Origin of the sequence: Pseudoxanthomonas sp. SORGH_AS_0997, assembly GCF_031453535.1 — a bacterium.
GTDB classification, from domain to species: Bacteria; Pseudomonadota; Gammaproteobacteria; order Xanthomonadales; family Xanthomonadaceae; genus Pseudoxanthomonas_A; species Pseudoxanthomonas_A winnipegensis.
In genome coordinates this window covers 481,826-499,761 of record NZ_JAVIZI010000001.1, presented here as the reverse complement: position 1 = coordinate 499,761, position 17,936 = coordinate 481,826, and the positions used below count along the sequence as shown (strand labels likewise).

Here is a 17,936-nt window from a genome sequence, read left to right as displayed (position 1 = left end):
GCCGCCGGGTCGTGACCCGCGCCGGGCTGAACCCGGCGGCGATCCCAGGACGACAGCCGCCCGCCGTGCGCCTTGATCCGGATCAAGGCGGGCGCCCGGGCCGGGTTGGAGCATGTGCGCCACACACAACGGAGCCTCATCGTCATGCGCAAGTCCCTCCTCCCCTGCCTGCTCGCCCTGGCCCTGGGCGGCGTCTGCCTCCAGGCCGCCGCCCAGTCGCGCGGCGATTTCACGGTCGGCGTCGGCATCCACCAGGTCAATCCGAAGTCGGACAACGGCAAGCTGGCCGGCGGCACGCTGCCGGTCAGCGTGGACAGCAGCACCCGCCCCAGCGTCACCGGCGAGTACTTCGTGGCCGACAACCTGGGCCTCGAGGTGCTGGCCGCCTGGCCGTTCCAGCACGACATCAACATCAAGGGCCTGGGCAAGGTCGGCACCACCAAGCAGCTGCCGCCGGTGGTGTCGCTGCAATACCATTTCAACGGCGCCGGCAAGGTGTCGCCGTTCGTGGGGCTGGGCGTGAACTACACCAAGTTCTTCAGCACCGACGCCAAGGGCGCCCTGGCCGGCAGCGACCTGGACCTGGGCGACTCCTGGGGCCTGGCCGCGCACGCCGGCCTGGACTTCGCGCTGAGCGCGCGCAGCGCCCTGCGCGTGGACGTGCGCTGGGCCGATATCGACACCAAGGTCAAGCTCAACGGGGCCAAGCTGGGCACGGCCAACATCGATCCGATGGTCTACGGCGCCGCCTGGGTGTACCGCTTCTGAGCCAGCCTGCGATGCGCGCGGGCCGGCAGCGGACGCACGCAGCGCGGGCCGGATGGGGACCGGCCAGGGAGGCCGGGTGTGTCGCCGCCACGGAGGGCGGTTCAGGCGCGTCGCCGCGTGGAGGTGACATCGAGCCGGCGCGCAGGCGCGGGTATCATCCCGGCCCTCGTGCTTCGAAAGCCGGATGCTGCGTGTTGAAGATCCCGTTCGTGCGGCCGCTGGCCGCGCTGCTGTCCCTGAGCCTGTTGGCTTGCCCCGTGTCCGCTCTGGCCTGGGGCCGCACCGGCCATCGGCTGGTGGCCGAGCTGGCCGAGCTCGACCTCAGCGCGCAGGCGCGCGCGCAGATCGACGCCCTGCTGGCGCTGGAGCCCGGCGCGACACTGCCCGGCATCGCCAGCTGGCCCGACGAACTGCGCGAGTCCGACCCCGACCTGGGCAAGCGCACCGCCGCCTGGCATTACGTGAACCTGGGCGAGGACGACTGCCACTACGACCCGCCGCGCGACTGCCGCAACGGCGACTGCACGATCGCCGCGCTCACTGCGCAGACCAAGCTGCTGGCCGACCGCAGCGCACCGGCCGCAGCGCGCCTGCAGGCGCTGAAGTTCGTCGTGCATCTGGTCGGCGATGCCCACCAGCCGCTGCACGCCGGCTTCGCCCGCGACAAGGGCGGCAATACCGTGCAGATCAACGTGGACGGCCAGGGCAGCAATCTGCATTCGCTGTGGGACAGCGGGCTGCTGCGCCACACCGGCCTGGGCGAGGACGCGCTGCTGGCGCAGATACGCGCCCTGCCCCGGCCCGCGCCCGGCGCCGGCACCGGCTTCCCGCCGGACGCGACCTCGTGGGCCGAGGCGTCCTGCCGCATCGTCCACTCGCCGGGGTTCTACCCAGCGCAGGCCAAGCTGGACCCGGCCTACTTCACCACCTGGACACCTGTGGCCGAGCAGCAGCTGCGTCTGGCCGGCGTGCGCCTGGCGGCTGTGCTGAACGCGGCGCTGGGGCAGGCGCAGGGCGGCTGACAAAGCCACTCTTTGAGTGGGTGCGCGAAAGGCCGAGGTTTTAGCGCTCCGAGAAGGTTGCCCACCGCCATCTCAGCCACCAGGCCGCTCCAGATGATCTGCCCCCTCCCTTGCGCGCAGCGCAGGGGAGGGCTGGGGAGGGGTTGGCTTTTGTCCTTGCCGTTGCTCTTAGCGCTTGCGGGCGCGGTGCTGTCAGCTCTTGCTGCTTTTCGCCTGCCTTCGCTTTACCGCGAAAAGCCCCCCTCCCCAACCCTCCCCTGCGCTGCGCGCAAGGGAGGGGGCGGCTTTGGTGAGGTCTTGATGCTTGCTGCGAGCCCCTGATCCCTGATCCCTGATCCCGATTCCCTGATCCCGATTCCCCAATCCCGAATCCCGAATCCCGAATCCCGATCATCGTGCACGCTGACGGCGCCTGCCTGCGCGCCATAAATTCACGGCCGCAGCTAGCGACGCAGCTGCCACAAGCTCGCCATCCCTAGCCGCCCCCAGGCCCGCCTGGACGGCCTGCTAAAATTGCCGCCCCTGCCGCGTCCCCCGCCCGCGGCGCATCGCGTCCCCGAACACGGAGCTTCCATGTCTGCTGACCTGCTCAAGGCCCTGGGCCTTGGCCCGACCAATCCCGGCACCTATCTCGGCAACGGCCAGTGGTCCAGCACCACCGATGCCGGCGTGCTGGAGTCGGTCAACCCGACCACCAATGCCGTCATCGCCACGGTGCATGCCAGCAGCCAGTCCGACTACGACACGGTCATCGAACGCGCGCAGGCGGCGTTCAAGACCTGGCGCACCACGCCGGCGCCGCGTCGCGGCGAGGCCGTGCGCCTGTGCGGCGAGGCGCTGCGCAAGCACAAGGATCTGCTCGGCTCGCTGGTGGCGCTGGAGATGGGCAAGTCCAAGCCCGAGGGCGATGGCGAAGTGCAGGAAATGATCGACATCGCCGACTTCGCGGTGGGCCAGAGCCGCATGCTCTACGGCTACACCATGCATTCGGAGCGCCCGGGTCACCGCATGTACGAGCAGTACCACCCGATCGGCCTGGTCGGCATCATCAGCGCGTTCAACTTCCCGGTCGCGGTGTGGGCGTGGAATGCGTTCCTGGCCGCCATCTGCGGCGACATCTGCATCTGGAAGCCGTCCAACAAGACCCCGCTGACCGCGCTGGCCACGCAGAAGATCTGCAACGACGCGCTCAAGGACGCCGGCTTCCCCGACCTGTTCTTCCTGATCAACGATGCCGGCATCGAACTGTCCCAGCAGCTGGTGGACGACAAGCGCGTGCCGCTGATCAGCTTCACCGGCTCGACCGAGGTCGGCCGCATCGTCGGCGAACGCGTGGCGCGGCGCCTGGGCCGCAGCCTGCTGGAGCTGGGCGGCAACAACGCCATCATCCTGGACGAGACCGCCGACCTGAAGCTGGCCGTGCCGGGCATCGTGTTCGGCGCGGTGGGCACCGCCGGCCAGCGCTGCACCACCACTCGCCGCCTGATCGTGCACGCCTCGATCTACGACACCGTGCTGGCCACGCTGGTCAAGGCCTACAAGCAGGTGGAAGGCAAGATCGGCGATCCGCTGGATGCAGCCAATCTGATGGGCCCGCTCAACAGCAAGGCCGCGGTCGATGCCTTCCTGAAGTCCGTCGAGCAGGCCAAGGCCGCCGGCGGCACGGTGGAAACCGGCGGCAAGGCGCTGGAGCGCGAAGGCAACTTCGTCCTGCCGACGATCATTTCCGGCCTCAAGAACACCGACGCCATCGTCCAGCACGAGACCTTCGCCCCGATCCTGTACGTGATGAAGTACGAGACGCTGGAGGAGGCCATCGACATGCAGAACGGCGTGCCGCAGGGCCTGTCCTCGTCGATCTTCACCAACAGCCTGAAGGCGGCCGAGAAGTTCCTCTCCGCGGCCGGCAGCGACTGCGGCATCGCCAACGTCAACATCGGCACCTCCGGTGCGGAGATCGGCGGCGCGTTCGGCGGCGAGAAGGACACCGGTGGCGGGCGCGAGTCCGGCTCGGATGCGTGGAAGGCCTACATGCGCCGCCAGACCAACACGATCAACTACTCCGATTCGCTGCCGCTGGCGCAGGGCATCAAGTTCGATCTCTAGACCAACTCGGGAGCCGTGGTCATGGCGCTGAAGTCCACTGAACGTTTCACCTCGCGCGTGGCCGACTATGTGCGCTATCGGCCCGATTACCCGCCGGCGCTGATCGACTGGCTGCACGGGCCGATGGGCGTGGCGCGCGACGCGCCGGTGGCCGACATCGGCGCCGGCACGGGCATTTCCTCCAGGCTGTTCCTCGACGGTGGCCATCCGGTCACGGCGGTGGAGCCCAATGCCGCCATGCGCGCGGCGGCGGTGGAGTGGCTGGGCGGCGATGCGCGCTTTGCCGCGGTGGACGGCACGGCCGAGGCGACCACGCTGGCCGATGCCAGCGTCGGGCTGGTGACCGCGGCGCAGGCGTTCCACTGGTTCGACCAGCAGGCGGTCCGGCGCGAGTGGGCGCGCATCCTGCGGCCCGGCGGGCTGGCGGTGGTGTTCTGGAATTCGCGCCGGCTGACGGGTACGCCCTTCCTGGAAGGCTATGAGCAGCTGCTGCTGGACTACGGTCTGGACTACACCAGCGTGGCCGAGCGCTACAGCGACGATGCGGCGATGACGGCCTGGTTCGGCGGCGGGCTCAAGGGCACGGTGCGCTTCGACCATGGGCAGCGGCTGGACTTCGACGCGCTGCGCGGGCGCCTGCTGTCCTCGTCCTATGCGCCGCAGGCCGGCCATCCGCGCCATGCGCCGATGATGGCCGCGCTGCGTGCGCTGTTCGACGCCACCGCGGTGGACGGGACGGTGTCGTTCGACTACGACACGCGGGCCTTTGCCGGTACCCTTGCGCTCACTTCCTGAAGGAACCGCCGCATGAACGCCATCGCACGTCCCACCAGCAGCCTGGCCGTGGTCTCGCTGGTATTCGGCATCCTCGGCTGGAGCCTGCTGCCCACCATCGGCGCGCTCGTGGCGGTCATCACCGGGCACATGGCCCGCGCCGAGATCCGCCGCAGCCAGGGCGCGCTGGAGGGCGACGGCATGGCCGTGGCCGGGCTGGTGCTGGGCTGGCTGCACCTGGTCCTGCTGGTGCTGGGCATCGCGGCGCTGTTCCTGTTCTTCGGCGGCATCGCGGCGCTGGCTGCGTACGCCAACTAAAGGACCGCATGATTCCGATGTATTCCCTGGCGCGCCCGTTCCTGTTCGCCCTGGACGCCGAGCAGGCGCATGGCGCCGGCCTGCGGGCGCTGGAGCTGGCCTATCGCAGCGGCACGCTCGGCCTGGCCACGCGCCAGCCGGGGCCGATGCCCACGCGCGTGCTGGGGCTGGACTTCCCCAATCCGGTCGGGCTGGCCGCGGGCCTGGACAAGAACGGCGCGCATATCGATGCGCTGATGGCGCTGGGCTTCGGCTTCGTCGAGGTCGGCACGGTCACCCCGCGCCCGCAGGCCGGCAATCCGCAGCCGCGCATGTTCCGGCTGCCGCAGCACCGGGCGGTGATCAACCGGCTGGGCTTCAACAACGAGGGCGTCGATGCGCTGGTGCGCAATGTGCAGCGCGCGCGCCGCAAGGGCGGCCTGCTGGGCATCAACATCGGCAAGAACAAGGACACGCCCAACGAGGACGCGGCGCAGGACTACCTGTTCTGCCTGGAGCGCGTCTACCCGCTGGCCGACTACATCACCATCAACATCTCCTCGCCCAACACTGCGGGGCTACGTGAGCTGCAGGAGGAGCAGTCCCTGCGCCAGCTCATCGGCGCGCTGCGCGAGGCGCAGGAGCGGCTGGGCGCCCAGCACGGCAAGCGCGTGCCGATGCTGGTCAAGGTCGCGCCCGACCTGTCCGACGACGACATCGATGCGGTGTGCCGCGTGCTGGCCGACCTGTCGGTGGACGGCGTGATCGCCACCAACACCACCGTCGATCGCAGCGCGGTGCTCGCCCACCCGCATGCCGGCCAGGCCGGCGGGCTGTCCGGCGCGCCGCTGATGGGCCAGTCCACGCTGGTGCTGCGGCGCATGCGCACGCGCCTGCCGCAGGAGATCCCGCTGATCGGCGTGGGCGGCGTCACCTCCGGCGCCGATGCGGTGGCCAAGATGTCGGCCGGCGCCTCGCTGGTGCAGCTGTATTCGGGCCTGGTCTATCGCGGGCCCTCGCTGGTCTACGAATGCGTGGAAGCCATCCGCCGCCGCCGCGAGCAGCCCAGCCGCGGCCCGGTCGCCCCGGCATGAGCGCATCGCGCTGGCTGCTGACCGAGCACGCCCCGCTCCGCTCCCGCAACACCTTCGGCGTCGCCGCGCAGGCGCGCTATCTGCTGCAGGTGGCCGACCTGGCCGCGCTGCCCGAGGCGCTGGCCCTGCCGGCGATCCAGGGCCAGCCGCTGCTGCCCATCGGCGCCGGCAGCAACCTGCTGCTGGCGGGCGATCTGGACGGCGTGGCGCTGGGCTTCGACGCGCGGCGCATCGACCTGCTCGACGACGACGAGGCCGGCGTGCGGGTGCGCGCGGAGGCCGGCGTGGTCTGGCACGAGCTGGTGCTGTGGACGCTCTCGCAGGGTGCATTCGGCCTGGAGAACCTGGCCCTGATCCCCGGCACCGTCGGCGCCTGCGCGATCCAGAACATCGGCGCCTACGGCGTGGAGGTGGGCGAGCACATCGACAGCGTCGAAGCCTGGGATACCCGCGCCGCCGACTGGTGCCGGCTGTCGCGGGCCGAGTGCGCCTTCGGCTATCGCGACAGCGTGTTCAAGCGCCAGCCCGGGCGCTGGATCATCACCGCGGTGACCTTCGCCCTGTCGCGCGTGCCGGACCTGCGCCTGGACTACGCTGGGCTGCGCGCCGAGCTGGACGCCATGGGCGTGGCCGAACCCGGCCCGGCCGAAGTGGCGCAGGCGGTGATCCGCGTGCGCAGCCGCAAGCTGCCCGATCCGGCGGTGCTGGGCAACGCGGGCAGCTTCTTCAAGAACCCGATCGTGCCGGCGGCGCTGGCCGAGCGGCTGGCGGCCGACTTCCCCGGCCTGCCGGTGTTCCCCGGCGATGCCCAGGACACGCGCAAGCTCTCGGCGGCCTGGCTGATCGAACGGGCCGGCTGGAAGGGCCAGCGCGACGGCGATGCCGGCGTCTCGCCGGACCACGCGCTGGTGCTGGTCAATCACGGCGGCGCCAGCGGCGCGCAGCTGCTGGCACTGGCCCGGCGCATCGCCGCCTCGGTGCAGGCGCGCTTCGGCGTGGCCATCGAACCCGAGCCGCGCATCGTCGGCGCCGCGTGGTGATCGCCCCGGCGCCGGTCGCGCCGCTGCGCGCGGCGCTGCTGATGCTGGCCAGCACGCTGTCCTTCGGCCTGATGGCCATCAGCATCCGCCTGGCCTCGCAGTCGCTGGGCACCACCGAGATCGCCTTCTTCCGCAACGCCATCGGCCTGGCCGTGCTGCTGCCGATGGTGCTGCGCCCGGGCCGACCGGCGCCGCGCACCGCGCATCTGCCGCACTATCTGGTGCGCACCCTGATCGGGCTGTGCTCGATGCTGTGCGGCTTCTGGGCGATCGCCCACCTGCCGCTGTCGCAGGCGATCTCGCTGTCGTATTCCACGCCGCTGTTCGCGACCATCGCGGCGGTGTTCTGGCTGGGCGAGCGCGTCCACGTGCGGCGATGGCTGGCGGTGGCGGCAGGCTTCATCGGCGTGCTGGTGATCCTGCGCCCGGGCTCTTCGCAGTTCTCGCCCGGGCTGCTGGTGGCGGTGGCCGCGGCGGTGACCAGCGCGGTGGTGGCGATCCAGATCAAGCAGCTCTCGCGCATCGATCCGCCCGACACGGTGGTGTTCTACACCTATGTGTTCTGGGTGCCGATGTCGCTGCTGCTGGCGCTGGCGCACTGGCGCTGGCCGCAGGGCATCACCTGGCTGTGGCTGGCGGGCTGCGGTGTGTTCGGTACCGGCGGCCAGCTGCTGTGGACGCGCGCGCTGAAGCTGGGCGAGGTCTCGGCGCTGCAGCCGATCAGCTTCATGCAGCTGCCGCTGGTGATCGTGCTGGGCGGCTGGCTGTTCGGCGAACGCCTGGATGTGTGGACGGCGGTCGGCGCCGGCATCATCCTGGCCTCCACGGCCTACATCGCTCAGCGCGAGGCGACCCTGGCCCGGCGCGCGGCGACCACCGCCCCGGTCGAGGGCGCCAAGCCTGGCGAATGACCCCACAACAGGAGATCCAATGCAGACCATCGGCCTGATCGGCGGCATGAGCTGGGAATCCACCCTGCCCTACTACCGCCTCATCAACCAGACCGTGCGCGAGGCGCGCGGCGGCCTGCATTCGGCCAAGGTGCTGCTGTACAGCGTGGACTTCCACGAGATCGAGGTGCTGCAGCACGCCGGCGACTGGGACGCGGCCGGCGCGGCCATGGCCGACGCCGCGCGCCGCCTGCACGCCGGCGGCGCGGACTTCATCGTGCTGTGCACCAACACCATGCACAAGGTCGCCGACGCGATCACTCACGCCACGCCGCTGCCGCTGCTGCATATCGCCGATGCCACCGCCCAGGCCCTGCTCGACGCCGGCATCGACCGCGTCGGCCTGCTCGGCACGCGCTTCACCATGGAGCAGGACTTCTACCGCAAGCGGCTGGAAGCGCGCGGGCTGGAAGTGCTCGTACCCCCGGCGCCGGATCGCGACGACGTGCATCGGATCATCTACGACGAGCTGTGCCAGGGCGTGATCGACGAGACCTCGCGTTCGACCTATCGCCAGGTGATGGCGCGCCTGGTCGAGGCCGGCGCCCAGGGCATCATCCTGGGCTGCACCGAGATCTCGCTGCTGGTCGGCCAGGACGATGCCACCGTGCCGCTGTTCGACACCACCACCCTGCACGCCCGCGCCGCGGCGCTGCGCGGCATGCGGGATTGAGACGATACGTGCCTTCCCACATTCGAACGCAAGGGCGGAGGTCTGCGCCATGCAAGCTGTCTGCAGGATCGCCCTGCTTGTTCTGACGACGCTGACAAGCGCAGCTTGCGCCCGTTGGCAGGCGCCTGACGCATCGGATCCGCATGGAATGGCGTTTCAGCTGATTGGCTGCGACCACGATTGGCCGAGTGATGTGCCGATGGAGGCGATCGTCCGGAGAGAGACCGGCAACCCACCGTCCTACTTCGTACGCGATCCTGTCGAATGCGGGATGGACGTTACCGAGCCACGCTATCGGCTGTCAGGAAACACGCTGTTCCTGAGCTACACGACGAAGGTCCCGGCAAACGGCGAGGTCGGAGCCTGCGCCTGCGAATACGATTCGCGCTTCACCTTCCGGACACTGCCTGCCTCGGTCAGGAACGTGCGCTTCGAACAACACTGATGCCGCCGAGCCCTGCGCCATCAGACGGCGCTCGGCGGTTCGATCGGCGGCATCTCCTACGGTCGCCGCGCTTCGCGGAACACCGTGCGCGGGCGAGCATCACAGCGTCCTGACTGCCGCCTGCTCGCGCGTCGGGCTTTCCATCATCGTCTGCGGGGATTGCGCCAGGGCCTGCTGGCGACCTTCGCCCGCAATCCGCAGTTGTTGCAGCGATTGCTCGACCGGCGTGCGCACCGCCACATCGGTTGGCATGTGCGCACGCAGATGCGCTGGATCGCCAAGATTGCCCTGCACGACGAACACGTTCCTGCCCGCCGGACTGTCCTGCGTCTGCGCGCTCAACAGCACATGGTCGACGCGCTCCAGATGGTGCTGTCGCGCCAGCGTCATGGCGCTGGCGACCAGGCGATCACTGTTCTCATCGTGCGCGCGCCCGGCCTGGGCGTCGATGGCGTTCACGCCCGCGCGCACCTGCTGCAACAGCGCATAGTCGGGATGTCCCGGCGCGATGTCGGCCAGCCGGGTGGGCGCGGGCATCGCTTCAGGCGCGCCCTCGATCGATGCGGTGATCGGGCTGCGGGTAATGCTGCGATAGGGGTCCTGTGGCAGGAACTGCGTGGCCTTGTGCTGGCGCTCCAGCCGCACCGCGCGCGCATCGTCGAGCTCGGAGATCCTGGCGGGATCGTTGATCTCGCGCATGGAAAGATGACCGCCGCCGGCGCTCACCCCCACCCACTTCTTCTCCGCCTCGAAATACATCGCGTAGAAGCTCTTGCCGCCAATCACATTGGGATCGACCGAGGCCCGGCCTTCCAGCGCTTGAATCGCCTCGGTCACGCTGAGCGTGCCCAGATACGCGCTGCCCCTCTCCAGGCCCATCTGCGAGATCGCGTCGCGCCCGGTATTGCCCGCACGCGCGAGGCCCACCGCGCTGTTGTCGAGCATGTTCGACCAGATCTGCTCCATCTTTTCGGGGCCGCTTTTGCTCAGCGCGGCTTGCAAGAGCAGGCGTGGCGTCCAGCAGTTGGGATCGAGGTTGGCTTTCTGGAACGCCCGATCGTGCGCCAACATGACGTCCCTGCCTGGTAGGTTGAGCGCCAGATCAGGCCTGTTTCCTCGAAACCTCTCGTTCCGCAACTCGAAGTCCCGCAAGATGAGATCTTGCCCAAAGGCTTCCCATTTCCGCTCGGTCAGCTCGGCATTGGCAAAGCGCGAGCCCTTGTCATGTTGATGCCGCGCGTAATCCTGCGCGTACGCATTGGCGACCTGCCCCGGCAGGCTGTCGTTGCGAACCACGCCGAGCGCCAGGGTCCCGTAGCCATCGGCGCCGGGGAGCTGCGATAAGTAGTTCCAATACAGCTCGCGGTTTCCGGCCTTCGCGTAGGCGCCGAGTACATCCAAGTTCTCCTGCGTCAATCCACTCATCGCGTGCTCCCTGCGAAGTTCAGCGCTCAACCGACCTTGCTACGCTTCAGCAGATCCAGAAACGTCTCCTGAATCCGCTTCCAGTCCTTGAGGTAAACACGATAGTAGTACACAGAGAACGAAAGCTTGTTCTCGATGTCCACGAAGTACTGGGTGCAATCCGCGATTCGACTATCGTCACCCACCATGTCAGTCGCGATCTCCCGACCTTCCAGTCGCGCGCCATCATTCGGGATGAATTTGTGGCTGTCGCATTTGATGAAGGTCGTCAGCTGGCCCTTGGCGTCCCGGGCGACATACCAGTCCTTTTCGAAGGCAGGATTGCGGACAGGTGGCTTGCCCTCTTGAGCCTCATACTCCTTCGAGAAGGCCGCCATTTTCGTTTCATCGATGGCATACGGCGTCAGCCCCATGACCTCCGGCTGCGCCACACGCAGATCCAACCGATCTCGAGGATCCCGGGCATTCATCGAACCCGGGGCCGTGACACGGTCCGTGGAGGCGTTGACCGCAAGCAGGGTCTCGATCGGCACGCGATCGATATAGTCCACCAGCGCGGTAATCTCCTTGCGGAAATCGTTCGTCCGCGGATCGACGCGCGCGCCCGGCGGCGTCGGCTTCATGTCCGGCCACTCGATCACCAGCGTGATGCCCTCGCCAGGCCAGGGGCCGAGCTGGCTGTCGAAATAGTTGGAGGGAATCTTGAACGTGTTCGGCCCCAACTTCACCTCCACCGGCGCGTTGGTGTAGGTGCGCCCATCGACGGTCCGCCCGATTTCGGTGGCTCCTTCCATGTTGATCCTCGCTCCTGTTCCGTTCGATCCGTCCTGCGCGCATGCCCCCTGGCTCAATGCGACCGCCAGTGCCAGCGCCAGGCATCGGTCAGATGCTCTCACCGACATGAGCCATTCCTTTGCTTGTTGAATCCGCACTATAGATACACCCGGCAGACGGCCGAGTTAAGGCAGGCGTGGTCGCGCCCGCGGACCGGCGCAACGGATCTCAGCCCTGGCTGCGAAGTCAATCGACCTGATGCGCAATCCGCGCCGGCTTCCACGGCCGAGCCTGCCCCCGGAACACCGCCGCGTACACGCCTACCGTCCACGCGATCGCCGCGGCCCAGCCGCCGAGGATGTCCGAGGGGTAATGCACGCCGAGGTAGACGCGCGAGGCGCCCACGGCCAGCGCGAACAGCGCGCACAGCACCAGCACCGGCCAGCGCCCGCGCGTGCCCCAGGCCAGCAGCACCAGCACGACCATCAGCGTCATCGAGCCCATCGCATGACCGCTGGGGAAGCTGAAGGTGTCCTCGGGCGAGATCGATTCCCACAGGCTCGGCCGCGCGCGCCCGAACAGCTGCTTGGTGCCCATGTTCAGCAGGGCCGAGCCGACCACGGTCGCGCCGACGAAGGTCGCCTCGCGCCAGCGCCGCGCCAGCAGCAGGCCGGCCACCAGCAGCGCATCGACCAGGATCACGCCCTGGTAGCCGGCCCAGCTGATGCCCAGGAAGGCCTGGTCCAGCCAGGGTCCGGACAGCGCCTTGGCGCGCAGCAGGATCGGATCGTCGAAGACGAAACTCTCGGCCTGGTGCACCTCCTCGCCCAGCTCGGCGAAGCCCCACAGCGGCAGCAGGATCGCCGCGAACAGCAGGCCCATGCGCCAGCCGATGCGCCGCAGGATGCGACCGACGACGCCCGCGCCGCCTCCGGGATGCTCAGCCCGCACTGCGCGCGTAATGGCGGTCGACGTACTCGTCGATCAGGGCGACGAACTCGTGCGCGATGTTCTCCCCGCGCAGGGTCACCGCCTTCTCGCCGTCGATGAACACCGGCGCCGACGGCGCCTCGCCCGTGCCCGGCAGCGAGATGCCGATGTTGGCGTGACGCGACTCGCCCGGGCCGTTGACCACGCAGCCCATCACCGCCAGGGTCATGTGCTCGGCGCCGGGGCGGGTGATCTTCCATTCGGGCATCTTGCCGCGCACGTGCTCCTGCACGACCTTGGCCAGCTCCTGGAAGAACTCCGAGGTGGTGCGCCCGCAGCCCGGGCAGGCGGTGACCATCGGCGTGAACGCGCGCAGGCCGGTGGTCTGCAGCAGTTCCTGGGCGACGATGACTTCCTGGGTGCGCGAGGTGCCGGGCTCGGGGGTGAGCGAGATGCGGATGGTGTCGCCGATGCCTTCCTGCAGCAGCACGGCCAGCGCGGCCGAGGACGCCACGATGCCCTTGGAGCCGATGCCGGCCTCGGTCAGGCCCAGGTGCAGGGCGAACTCACTGCGGCGCGCAAGGTCGCGATAGACCGCGATCAGCTCCTGCACGCCGGAGACCTTGGCCGAGAGCACGATGCGGTCGGCCGGCAGACCCAGCTCCACCGCGCGGTGGGCCGAGTCCAGCGCCGAGCGGATCAGCGCTTCGCGCAGCACCGCGGTGGCCTCCCAGGGCTGGGCGCGCTGGGCGTTCTGATCCATCAGCGCGGCGGCCAGCGCCTGGTCCAGCGAGCCCCAGTTGGCGCCGATGCGCACCGGCTTGCCGTAGCGGATGGCGAACTCGATCAGCTGGGCGAACTGGGTGTCCTTCTTCTTGCCGAAGCCGACATTGCCGGGGTTGATGCGGTACTTGGCCAGGGCTTCGGCGCAGGCCGGCTCGCCCGCCAGCAGCTGGTGGCCGTTGTAGTGGAAGTCGCCGATCAGCGGTACCTCGATGCCCATCATCGCCAGCTTGTCGACGATGCGCGGGATGGCCGCGGCGGCCTCGGGCGTGTTGACCGTCAGGCGCACCAGCTCCGAGCCGGCCCGCCACAGCTCGGCCACCTGCTTGACGCTGGCGGCCACGTCGGCGGTGTCGGTGTTGGTCATCGACTGCACCACCACCGGCGCGCCGCCGCCCAGCTGCACCTTGCCCACGTGCACGCCATGGGTGACGCGCCGCGGCTGGCTGCCGGCGGCGATGGGCATGGGTTCGGACACGGGCAGCGGTGTGGAAATGGCGTTCATGGCGCGCATTTTAGCCCGTGCCAGGTGTGGGAGCCGCCACGGCGGCGACGGGGCTTTACCGGGGATAGGGCTAGACGGGCATGCCTCTCATGCCTCTGTAGAGCGGAGCTTGCTCCGCTGAGCCTTTCCGATGATCCGGTCGAAACGCAGCGGAGCAAGCTCCGCTCTACAAGGAGGCTGCGGCTTGACCTGAGAGACAGTTGCTCCGACCCAACCACATGCACACCGCTACACTGGCGCGCTGATGAACGACCTGCCCGACCGCGACGTCCTGACCCCGTCCCAGCTCAACACCCTGGCCCGCGACCTGCTGGAAGGCAGCTTCCCGGCGATCTGGGTGGAGGCCGAGCTGGGCAACGTCACCCGGCCGGCGTCGGGGCATCTGTACTTCACCCTCAAGGACGCGCGCGCCCAGGTGCGCTGCGCGATGTTCAAGCCCAAGAGCAGCTGGCTGAAGTTCGTCCCGCGCGAGGGCCTGCGCGTGCTGGCGCGCGGGCGGGTGACGCTGTACGAGGCGCGCGGCGAGTACCAGCTGGTGCTGGACCACATGGAAGAGGCCGGCGAAGGCGCGCTGCGGCGCGCTTTCGAGCAGCTCAAGGCACGGCTGGCGGCCGAGGGCCTGTTCGACCCCGCGCGCAAGCGCCCGCTGCCGGCCTTCCCGCGCCGCCTGGCGGTCATCACCTCGCCCAGCGGCGCGGCGGTGCGCGATGTGATCAGCGTGCTGGGCCGACGCTTCCCGCTGCTGGAGGTGGACGTGCTGCCGACCCAGGTGCAGGGCGCCACGGCCGCGGCGCAGGTCGCCGCGCTGGTGCAGGCGGCCGGGGCCAGCGGCCGCTACGACGCGGTGCTGGTCACGCGCGGCGGCGGCTCGATCGAGGACCTGTGGGCGTTCAACGACGAGGCGCTGGTGCGCGCGGTAGCCGCCTGCGCCGTGCCCGTGGTGTCGGCAGTCGGTCACGAGACCGACTTCACCCTGTGCGATTTCGCCGCCGACCTGCGTGCGCCCACGCCCTCGGCCGCGGCCGAGCTGCTGGTGCCGTCGATCGCCGACCTGGGCACCCGCCTGCGCGGCCTGGGCCGGCGCCTGCACACCTTGCACGCCCACCACATGGACCGCGTCCAGCAGCGCGTGGACCGCGCCTGGCTGCGCCTGCAGGCGCAAGGCCCGCAGGCGCGGCTGGCGCTGATGCGCCGCCGCCATGCCGATGCGCTGCGCCACCTGCAGGCGCAGTGGCAGCGCCAGCTGGAACGGCGCCGCGCGCGGCTGGGCCATGCCGAAGGCGTGCTGCGCGCGCATTCACCGCAGCGGCGCCTGGCCGCGCTGGCCGAGCGTCTGGCGGCCCTGCAGGCACGGCCGCAGGCGGCCATCGGCCGCCAGCTGCAGCGCGAGGCTCTACGCCTGACCGGACTGGCCCGCTCGCTGGAGGCCATCAGCCCGCTGGCGACCGTGGCCCGCGGCTACGCGCTGATCAGCCGCGAGGACGGCACGCTGGTGCGCAGGGCCACGCAGGTGGCGGTGGGCGATCGGCTGGAGGCGCGACTGGCCGACGGCACGCTCAGCGTGCAGGTGCTGCCGCCGAAGTAAGCCCGGCGACCGCCACGCTGGGCGCCGGACCGGTGATCCAGCCGGCGACCTGGCCGGTCTCGAAGTGGTGGCCGCCCGGCGCCATGCGCACATCGACGCCGGTGCCGCGCAGCGACGGACACAGCGTGGCGTCCTCGTCCTCATCCTGGCCGTAGACGCACAGGATCTTCTGCGCGGGGATCCTGGCCAGCTGCGGCTTGATCGGATAGGCGCTGCCCGCGCTCCAGCCCAGCCAGCCGCCGATGCGCACGGTGAAGTTGGCATTGGTCGCCAGCCCCAGCAGCGCCACGCGCCGCACCTGCCCCTGCTGGGCGGCCGGCAGCCGCCCGTACAGGAACGGCAGCACGTCGGCGCCGAACGAATAGCCCACCAGGTCGACCTGCGACACATGCCAGCGGCGCTGGTACTCGGCGATCACCGCCGACAGGTCGGCCGCGGTCCGCTCGGGCGTCTTGGCCTTCCAGAAATAGCGCAGGCTGCTCCAGCCGATCACGGCCGCGCCCTGGTCGTGCAGCGCGGTGGCGATCTGCTGGTCGATGGGCTGCCAGCCACCGTCGCCCGTCATCAGGATCACCAGCCGCTGCGCGTCCGCACGCGGCATCTCCACCAGCGGCAGGTCACGGAACGGCGCGGTCGGCGGGGCGAAGCGTGTCACGCTGGTGGCGACCACGGCATCCGGCGCGGCCTCGAGGACTTCGCCCAGGCCCGGCGCCGCGGCTGCCTGGCAGGCGATCGGTGCCATGCCGGCCACACGCTCGACCACCCCCGCGCTCACATCCGGGCTGCGGCTGTGCACCAGCGCCGCCCGCGCCATCCGCGCGCCCTGGCCCACGCCCACCAGCAGCGGCGCGATGTAGTCGTCCACGCCGGCGCCGCGCAGCACGCGCTCGCCGAGCCAGTTCAGGTCCACCGCGTACTGGGCGCAATCCTGGCCCGTCCGCGCCAGGTAACGGCGCACATCGACCACGCCGACCACGGCCCCGGCGGCGGTCAGCGCCTGCGCATCGGCCGCCAGGCGCGGGGTGTCGCGGCCTTCGCCCAGCAGCAGGACCAGCGCACGCGGCGCCGAGGCCGGCCGCTGCACCTGGACCAGGCCGAACGGCCCCCCGACCCGCTTGAGCTGCAGCAGGCGGTAGCCGCCCCATCCCCCCAACACCAGCACGCCCACCACGGCCGCGGCGATCCAGCCAACACGTTTCACATCCCTTCCCCTGTACGACCCCACGGCACGTTCATCCCCCAACAACGCAACGGGCCGCGGCCGAAGGCCAATCGGCCCGGCGCGGGTTTGCAGGGATTTCGTCAGCGGGGTCGGCAAAGGCACGGCGCGGGACGACCGCGCCGCTCGAACCTCACTTGGCCGCGGGTGCGCCGGCAGGCGCGTTGCGCTCGAAGTTGGCGCGCAGGCGCTCGACCATGGCCGGGATGTTGTGGTCGAAATGGTGGCCGCCGCCGGTCTTGGCCACGTGGATGCCGCGCGCGGCCAGCGCGGGGCACAGCGTGTCCTTCTCTTCCTCGCCGTAGACGCACAGCAGCATGCCGGGCGGCAGCTTGGCCAGCTCCGGCTCCACCGGCGCGTCGTCCGAGGACGGGGTGCCCAGCCAGCCGCCGACCGAGACGCGGAACGAGGCGTCATGGCCCAGTCCCAGCAGCGAGATCGAGCGCACGCTGGCGCGCGTGGCCGGCGGCAGGCGGTTGTAGAGGAAGGGCATGGCATCGGCGCCGAACGAGTAGCCGATCAGTTCCACCTCGTCGGCATGCCAGCGCCGGCGGTACTCGTCGATCACCGCGGCCAGATCGGCGGCGGTCTCTTCGGGCGTGCGCCGCGACCAGAAGTAGCGCAGGCTGTCCCAGCCCACCACCGACACGCCCTGCGCGCGCAGGCCGCTGCTCACGCCCTTGTCCAGGCTGCGCCAGCCGCCGTCGCCGGAGATGAAGATCGCCAGGCGATGGCTGCCGGCGGCCGGCAGTTCGATCAGCGGCAGGCCGCGGAACGCCGGCTGCGGCTGCGGCAGGTGCGCCACCACCGCATCGGCCACCGCCTGCGGCCCGGCCTGCTCCAGCACGAAGCCCTGCTCGGCCGAGGACGGCGCCACCGCACAGCCCGCGGGCGCGGCCGCGGCGGGCCCGTTCAGGACCGCGCCGACCACGGTCTGCGGCAGCGCATTGGCCACCGCCAGCCGCGCCAGCGCGCCGCCCGCCGCGTCGGCGCCGACCAGCATCGGCTCGAAGTAGGCGTCCACCCCGCCCTGGCGCATCAGGCGCCGGCCCACGCGCTCGACGCTGTTGGCGACCAGCTCGCAGTGATGCGGATCGACGTGCGCCAGTGCCCGGCCGGCCGGCACCAGCGCCACCAGCAGGCCACGGTCGGCCAACGACTGCGCCAGCTGCGCCGCCTCGCTGCGCCGCCGCGCGCGCTCGGCCATCACCACCACCACGCCGCGCGGCTTGCCGACCGGTTCGAAGGTCAGGGCCACGCCGAAGGGCTTGCCCAGATGATCGCGGCGCAGATGCGAGGCCAGCGCCACGCAGGCGCAGACGCTCAACAGCAGGGCCAGCAGCGTCCAGCGGACCCAGGGTCGGAGGCGCATCGCGATTCCAGACGGCAAAAAAGGTGCCGCAGCCTAGCGAAATGTTGTTGCGGCGTGAAGACCCGGACCGGGGTCGTTTTGTCGCGGTTGAACCGACTCGGACCGTGCAACGCCGCAACCCCGCTACGGCGGCTGGCGCGTTTGCCTGCCTGTCGTCCAACTCAGGAAGCCACC

The 17,936-nt window shown here is 70.1% G+C and carries 17 protein-coding genes; 11 read left to right on the top strand and 6 right to left on the bottom strand.

The window, feature by feature from the left end:
• The first annotated feature begins 144 nt into the window (after positions 1 to 144).
• From QE438_RS02355 to QE438_RS02310, 10 genes are all read left to right on the top strand, one after another.
• Positions 145 to 768, top strand: coding sequence for an OmpW family outer membrane protein (locus QE438_RS02355; protein WP_306992845.1), 624 nt, complete (start codon positions 145 to 147; stop codon positions 766 to 768).
• Positions 769 to 962: 194 nt separating this feature from the next.
• A complete protein-coding gene (locus tag QE438_RS02350; protein WP_306992847.1) occupies positions 963 to 1,790 on the top strand; it encodes a S1/P1 nuclease in 828 nt (275 codons plus the stop codon).
• Positions 1,791 to 2,363: 573 nt separating this feature from the next.
• Positions 2,364 to 3,896, top strand: coding sequence for an aldehyde dehydrogenase family protein (locus QE438_RS02345; RefSeq protein ID WP_130523571.1), 1,533 nt, complete (start codon positions 2,364 to 2,366; stop codon positions 3,894 to 3,896).
• A 21-nt stretch (positions 3,897 to 3,917) separates the two neighbouring features.
• Positions 3,918 to 4,691, top strand: coding sequence for a class I SAM-dependent methyltransferase (locus QE438_RS02340; RefSeq protein WP_306992849.1), 774 nt, complete (start codon positions 3,918 to 3,920; stop codon positions 4,689 to 4,691).
• Positions 4,692 to 4,703: 12 nt separating this feature from the next.
• Positions 4,704 to 4,988, top strand: a complete 285-nt coding sequence (locus QE438_RS02335; RefSeq protein ID WP_130523561.1) for a DUF4190 domain-containing protein — start codon at positions 4,704 to 4,706, stop codon at positions 4,986 to 4,988.
• A gap of 17 nt (positions 4,989 to 5,005) precedes the next feature.
• Positions 5,006 to 6,061, top strand: a complete 1,056-nt coding sequence (locus tag QE438_RS02330; RefSeq protein ID WP_306996170.1) for a quinone-dependent dihydroorotate dehydrogenase — start codon at positions 5,006 to 5,008, stop codon at positions 6,059 to 6,061.
• Positions 6,058 to 7,101: a UDP-N-acetylmuramate dehydrogenase gene (murB, locus tag QE438_RS02325; protein ID WP_306992853.1), complete on the top strand. Its 1,044-nt coding sequence runs from the start codon at positions 6,058 to 6,060 to the stop codon at positions 7,099 to 7,101. Before QE438_RS02330 ends, murB begins: the two co-directional genes overlap by 4 nt.
• On the top strand, positions 7,101 to 8,012 hold the full coding sequence (locus QE438_RS02320) for a DMT family transporter (RefSeq protein WP_306996171.1): 912 nt from the start codon (positions 7,101 to 7,103) through the stop codon (positions 8,010 to 8,012). Before murB ends, QE438_RS02320 begins: the two co-directional genes overlap by 1 nt.
• A 19-nt stretch (positions 8,013 to 8,031) precedes the next feature.
• On the top strand, positions 8,032 to 8,724 hold the full coding sequence (locus tag QE438_RS02315; protein WP_306992855.1) for an aspartate/glutamate racemase family protein: 693 nt from the start codon (positions 8,032 to 8,034) through the stop codon (positions 8,722 to 8,724).
• Positions 8,725 to 8,773: 49 nt separating this feature from the next.
• A complete protein-coding gene (locus tag QE438_RS02310) occupies positions 8,774 to 9,169 on the top strand; it encodes a hypothetical protein (protein ID WP_130534406.1) in 396 nt (131 codons plus the stop codon).
• Between the two features lie 99 nt (positions 9,170 to 9,268).
• Here the strand turns inward: QE438_RS02310 and QE438_RS02305 are convergent, their stop codons facing one another.
• From QE438_RS02305 to ispG, 4 genes are all read right to left on the bottom strand, one after another.
• On the bottom strand, positions 9,269 to 10,594 hold the full coding sequence (locus QE438_RS02305) for an XVIPCD domain-containing protein (protein WP_306992857.1): 1,326 nt from the start codon (positions 10,592 to 10,594) through the stop codon (positions 9,269 to 9,271).
• Between the two features lie 26 nt (positions 10,595 to 10,620).
• Positions 10,621 to 11,496 carry a hypothetical protein gene (locus tag QE438_RS02300; protein ID WP_130534408.1) on the bottom strand — a complete coding sequence of 292 codons (876 nt, stop codon included), beginning with the start codon at positions 11,494 to 11,496 and terminating at the stop codon, positions 10,621 to 10,623.
• A gap of 118 nt (positions 11,497 to 11,614) precedes the next feature.
• Positions 11,615 to 12,274, bottom strand: a complete 660-nt coding sequence (locus QE438_RS02295) for a phosphatase PAP2 family protein (protein WP_306996173.1) — start codon at positions 12,272 to 12,274, stop codon at positions 11,615 to 11,617.
• Positions 12,275 to 12,308: 34 nt separating this feature from the next.
• On the bottom strand, positions 12,309 to 13,547 hold the full coding sequence (gene ispG, locus QE438_RS02290) for a flavodoxin-dependent (E)-4-hydroxy-3-methylbut-2-enyl-diphosphate synthase (protein ID WP_306996175.1): 1,239 nt from the start codon (positions 13,545 to 13,547) through the stop codon (positions 12,309 to 12,311).
• A 283-nt stretch (positions 13,548 to 13,830) separates the two neighbouring features.
• Here ispG and xseA point away from each other — a divergent pair, with 283 nt between their 5' ends.
• Positions 13,831 to 15,171 (top strand): exodeoxyribonuclease VII large subunit, encoded by a 1,341-nt coding sequence (gene xseA, locus QE438_RS02285; RefSeq protein ID WP_307184033.1) that lies wholly within the window; start codon positions 13,831 to 13,833, stop codon positions 15,169 to 15,171.
• Here xseA and QE438_RS02280 read toward each other — a convergent pair.
• Positions 15,143 to 16,372: an AcvB/VirJ family lysyl-phosphatidylglycerol hydrolase gene (locus tag QE438_RS02280; protein WP_307184034.1), complete on the bottom strand. Its 1,230-nt coding sequence runs from the start codon at positions 16,370 to 16,372 to the stop codon at positions 15,143 to 15,145. The genes xseA and QE438_RS02280 overlap by 29 nt on opposite strands.
• A 151-nt stretch (positions 16,373 to 16,523) precedes the next feature.
• Positions 16,524 to 17,762, bottom strand: coding sequence for an AcvB/VirJ family lysyl-phosphatidylglycerol hydrolase (locus QE438_RS02275; RefSeq protein ID WP_306992863.1), 1,239 nt, complete (start codon positions 17,760 to 17,762; stop codon positions 16,524 to 16,526).
• Between the last annotated feature and the right edge of the window lie 174 nt (positions 17,763 to 17,936).

Bases quoted from the DNA above. Each gene is read 5' to 3' on its own strand.
- xseA (WP_307184033.1), top strand. From the start codon at position 13,831: ATGAACGACCTGCCCGACCGCGACGTCCTGACCCCGTCCCAGCTCAAC.
- QE438_RS02345 (WP_130523571.1), top strand. From the start codon at position 2,364: ATGTCTGCTGACCTGCTCAAGGCCCTGGGCCTTGGCCCGACCAATCCC.
- QE438_RS02275 (WP_306992863.1), bottom strand. From the start codon at position 17,762: ATGCGCCTCCGACCCTGGGTCCGCTGGACGCTGCTGGCCCTGCTGTTG.
- QE438_RS02300 (WP_130534408.1), bottom strand. From the start codon at position 11,496: ATGTCGGTGAGAGCATCTGACCGATGCCTGGCGCTGGCACTGGCGGTC.
- QE438_RS02330 (WP_306996170.1), top strand. From the start codon at position 5,006: ATGTATTCCCTGGCGCGCCCGTTCCTGTTCGCCCTGGACGCCGAGCAG.
- murB (WP_306992853.1), top strand. From the start codon at position 6,058: ATGAGCGCATCGCGCTGGCTGCTGACCGAGCACGCCCCGCTCCGCTCC.
- ispG (WP_306996175.1), bottom strand. From the start codon at position 13,547: ATGCCCATCGCCGCCGGCAGCCAGCCGCGGCGCGTCACCCATGGCGTG.
- QE438_RS02305 (WP_306992857.1), bottom strand. From the start codon at position 10,594: ATGAGTGGATTGACGCAGGAGAACTTGGATGTACTCGGCGCCTACGCG.
- QE438_RS02355 (WP_306992845.1), top strand. From the start codon at position 145: ATGCGCAAGTCCCTCCTCCCCTGCCTGCTCGCCCTGGCCCTGGGCGGC.
- QE438_RS02340 (WP_306992849.1), top strand. From the start codon at position 3,918: ATGGCGCTGAAGTCCACTGAACGTTTCACCTCGCGCGTGGCCGACTAT.
- QE438_RS02335 (WP_130523561.1), top strand. From the start codon at position 4,704: ATGAACGCCATCGCACGTCCCACCAGCAGCCTGGCCGTGGTCTCGCTG.
- QE438_RS02315 (WP_306992855.1), top strand. From the start codon at position 8,032: ATGCAGACCATCGGCCTGATCGGCGGCATGAGCTGGGAATCCACCCTG.
- QE438_RS02310 (WP_130534406.1), top strand. From the start codon at position 8,774: ATGCAAGCTGTCTGCAGGATCGCCCTGCTTGTTCTGACGACGCTGACA.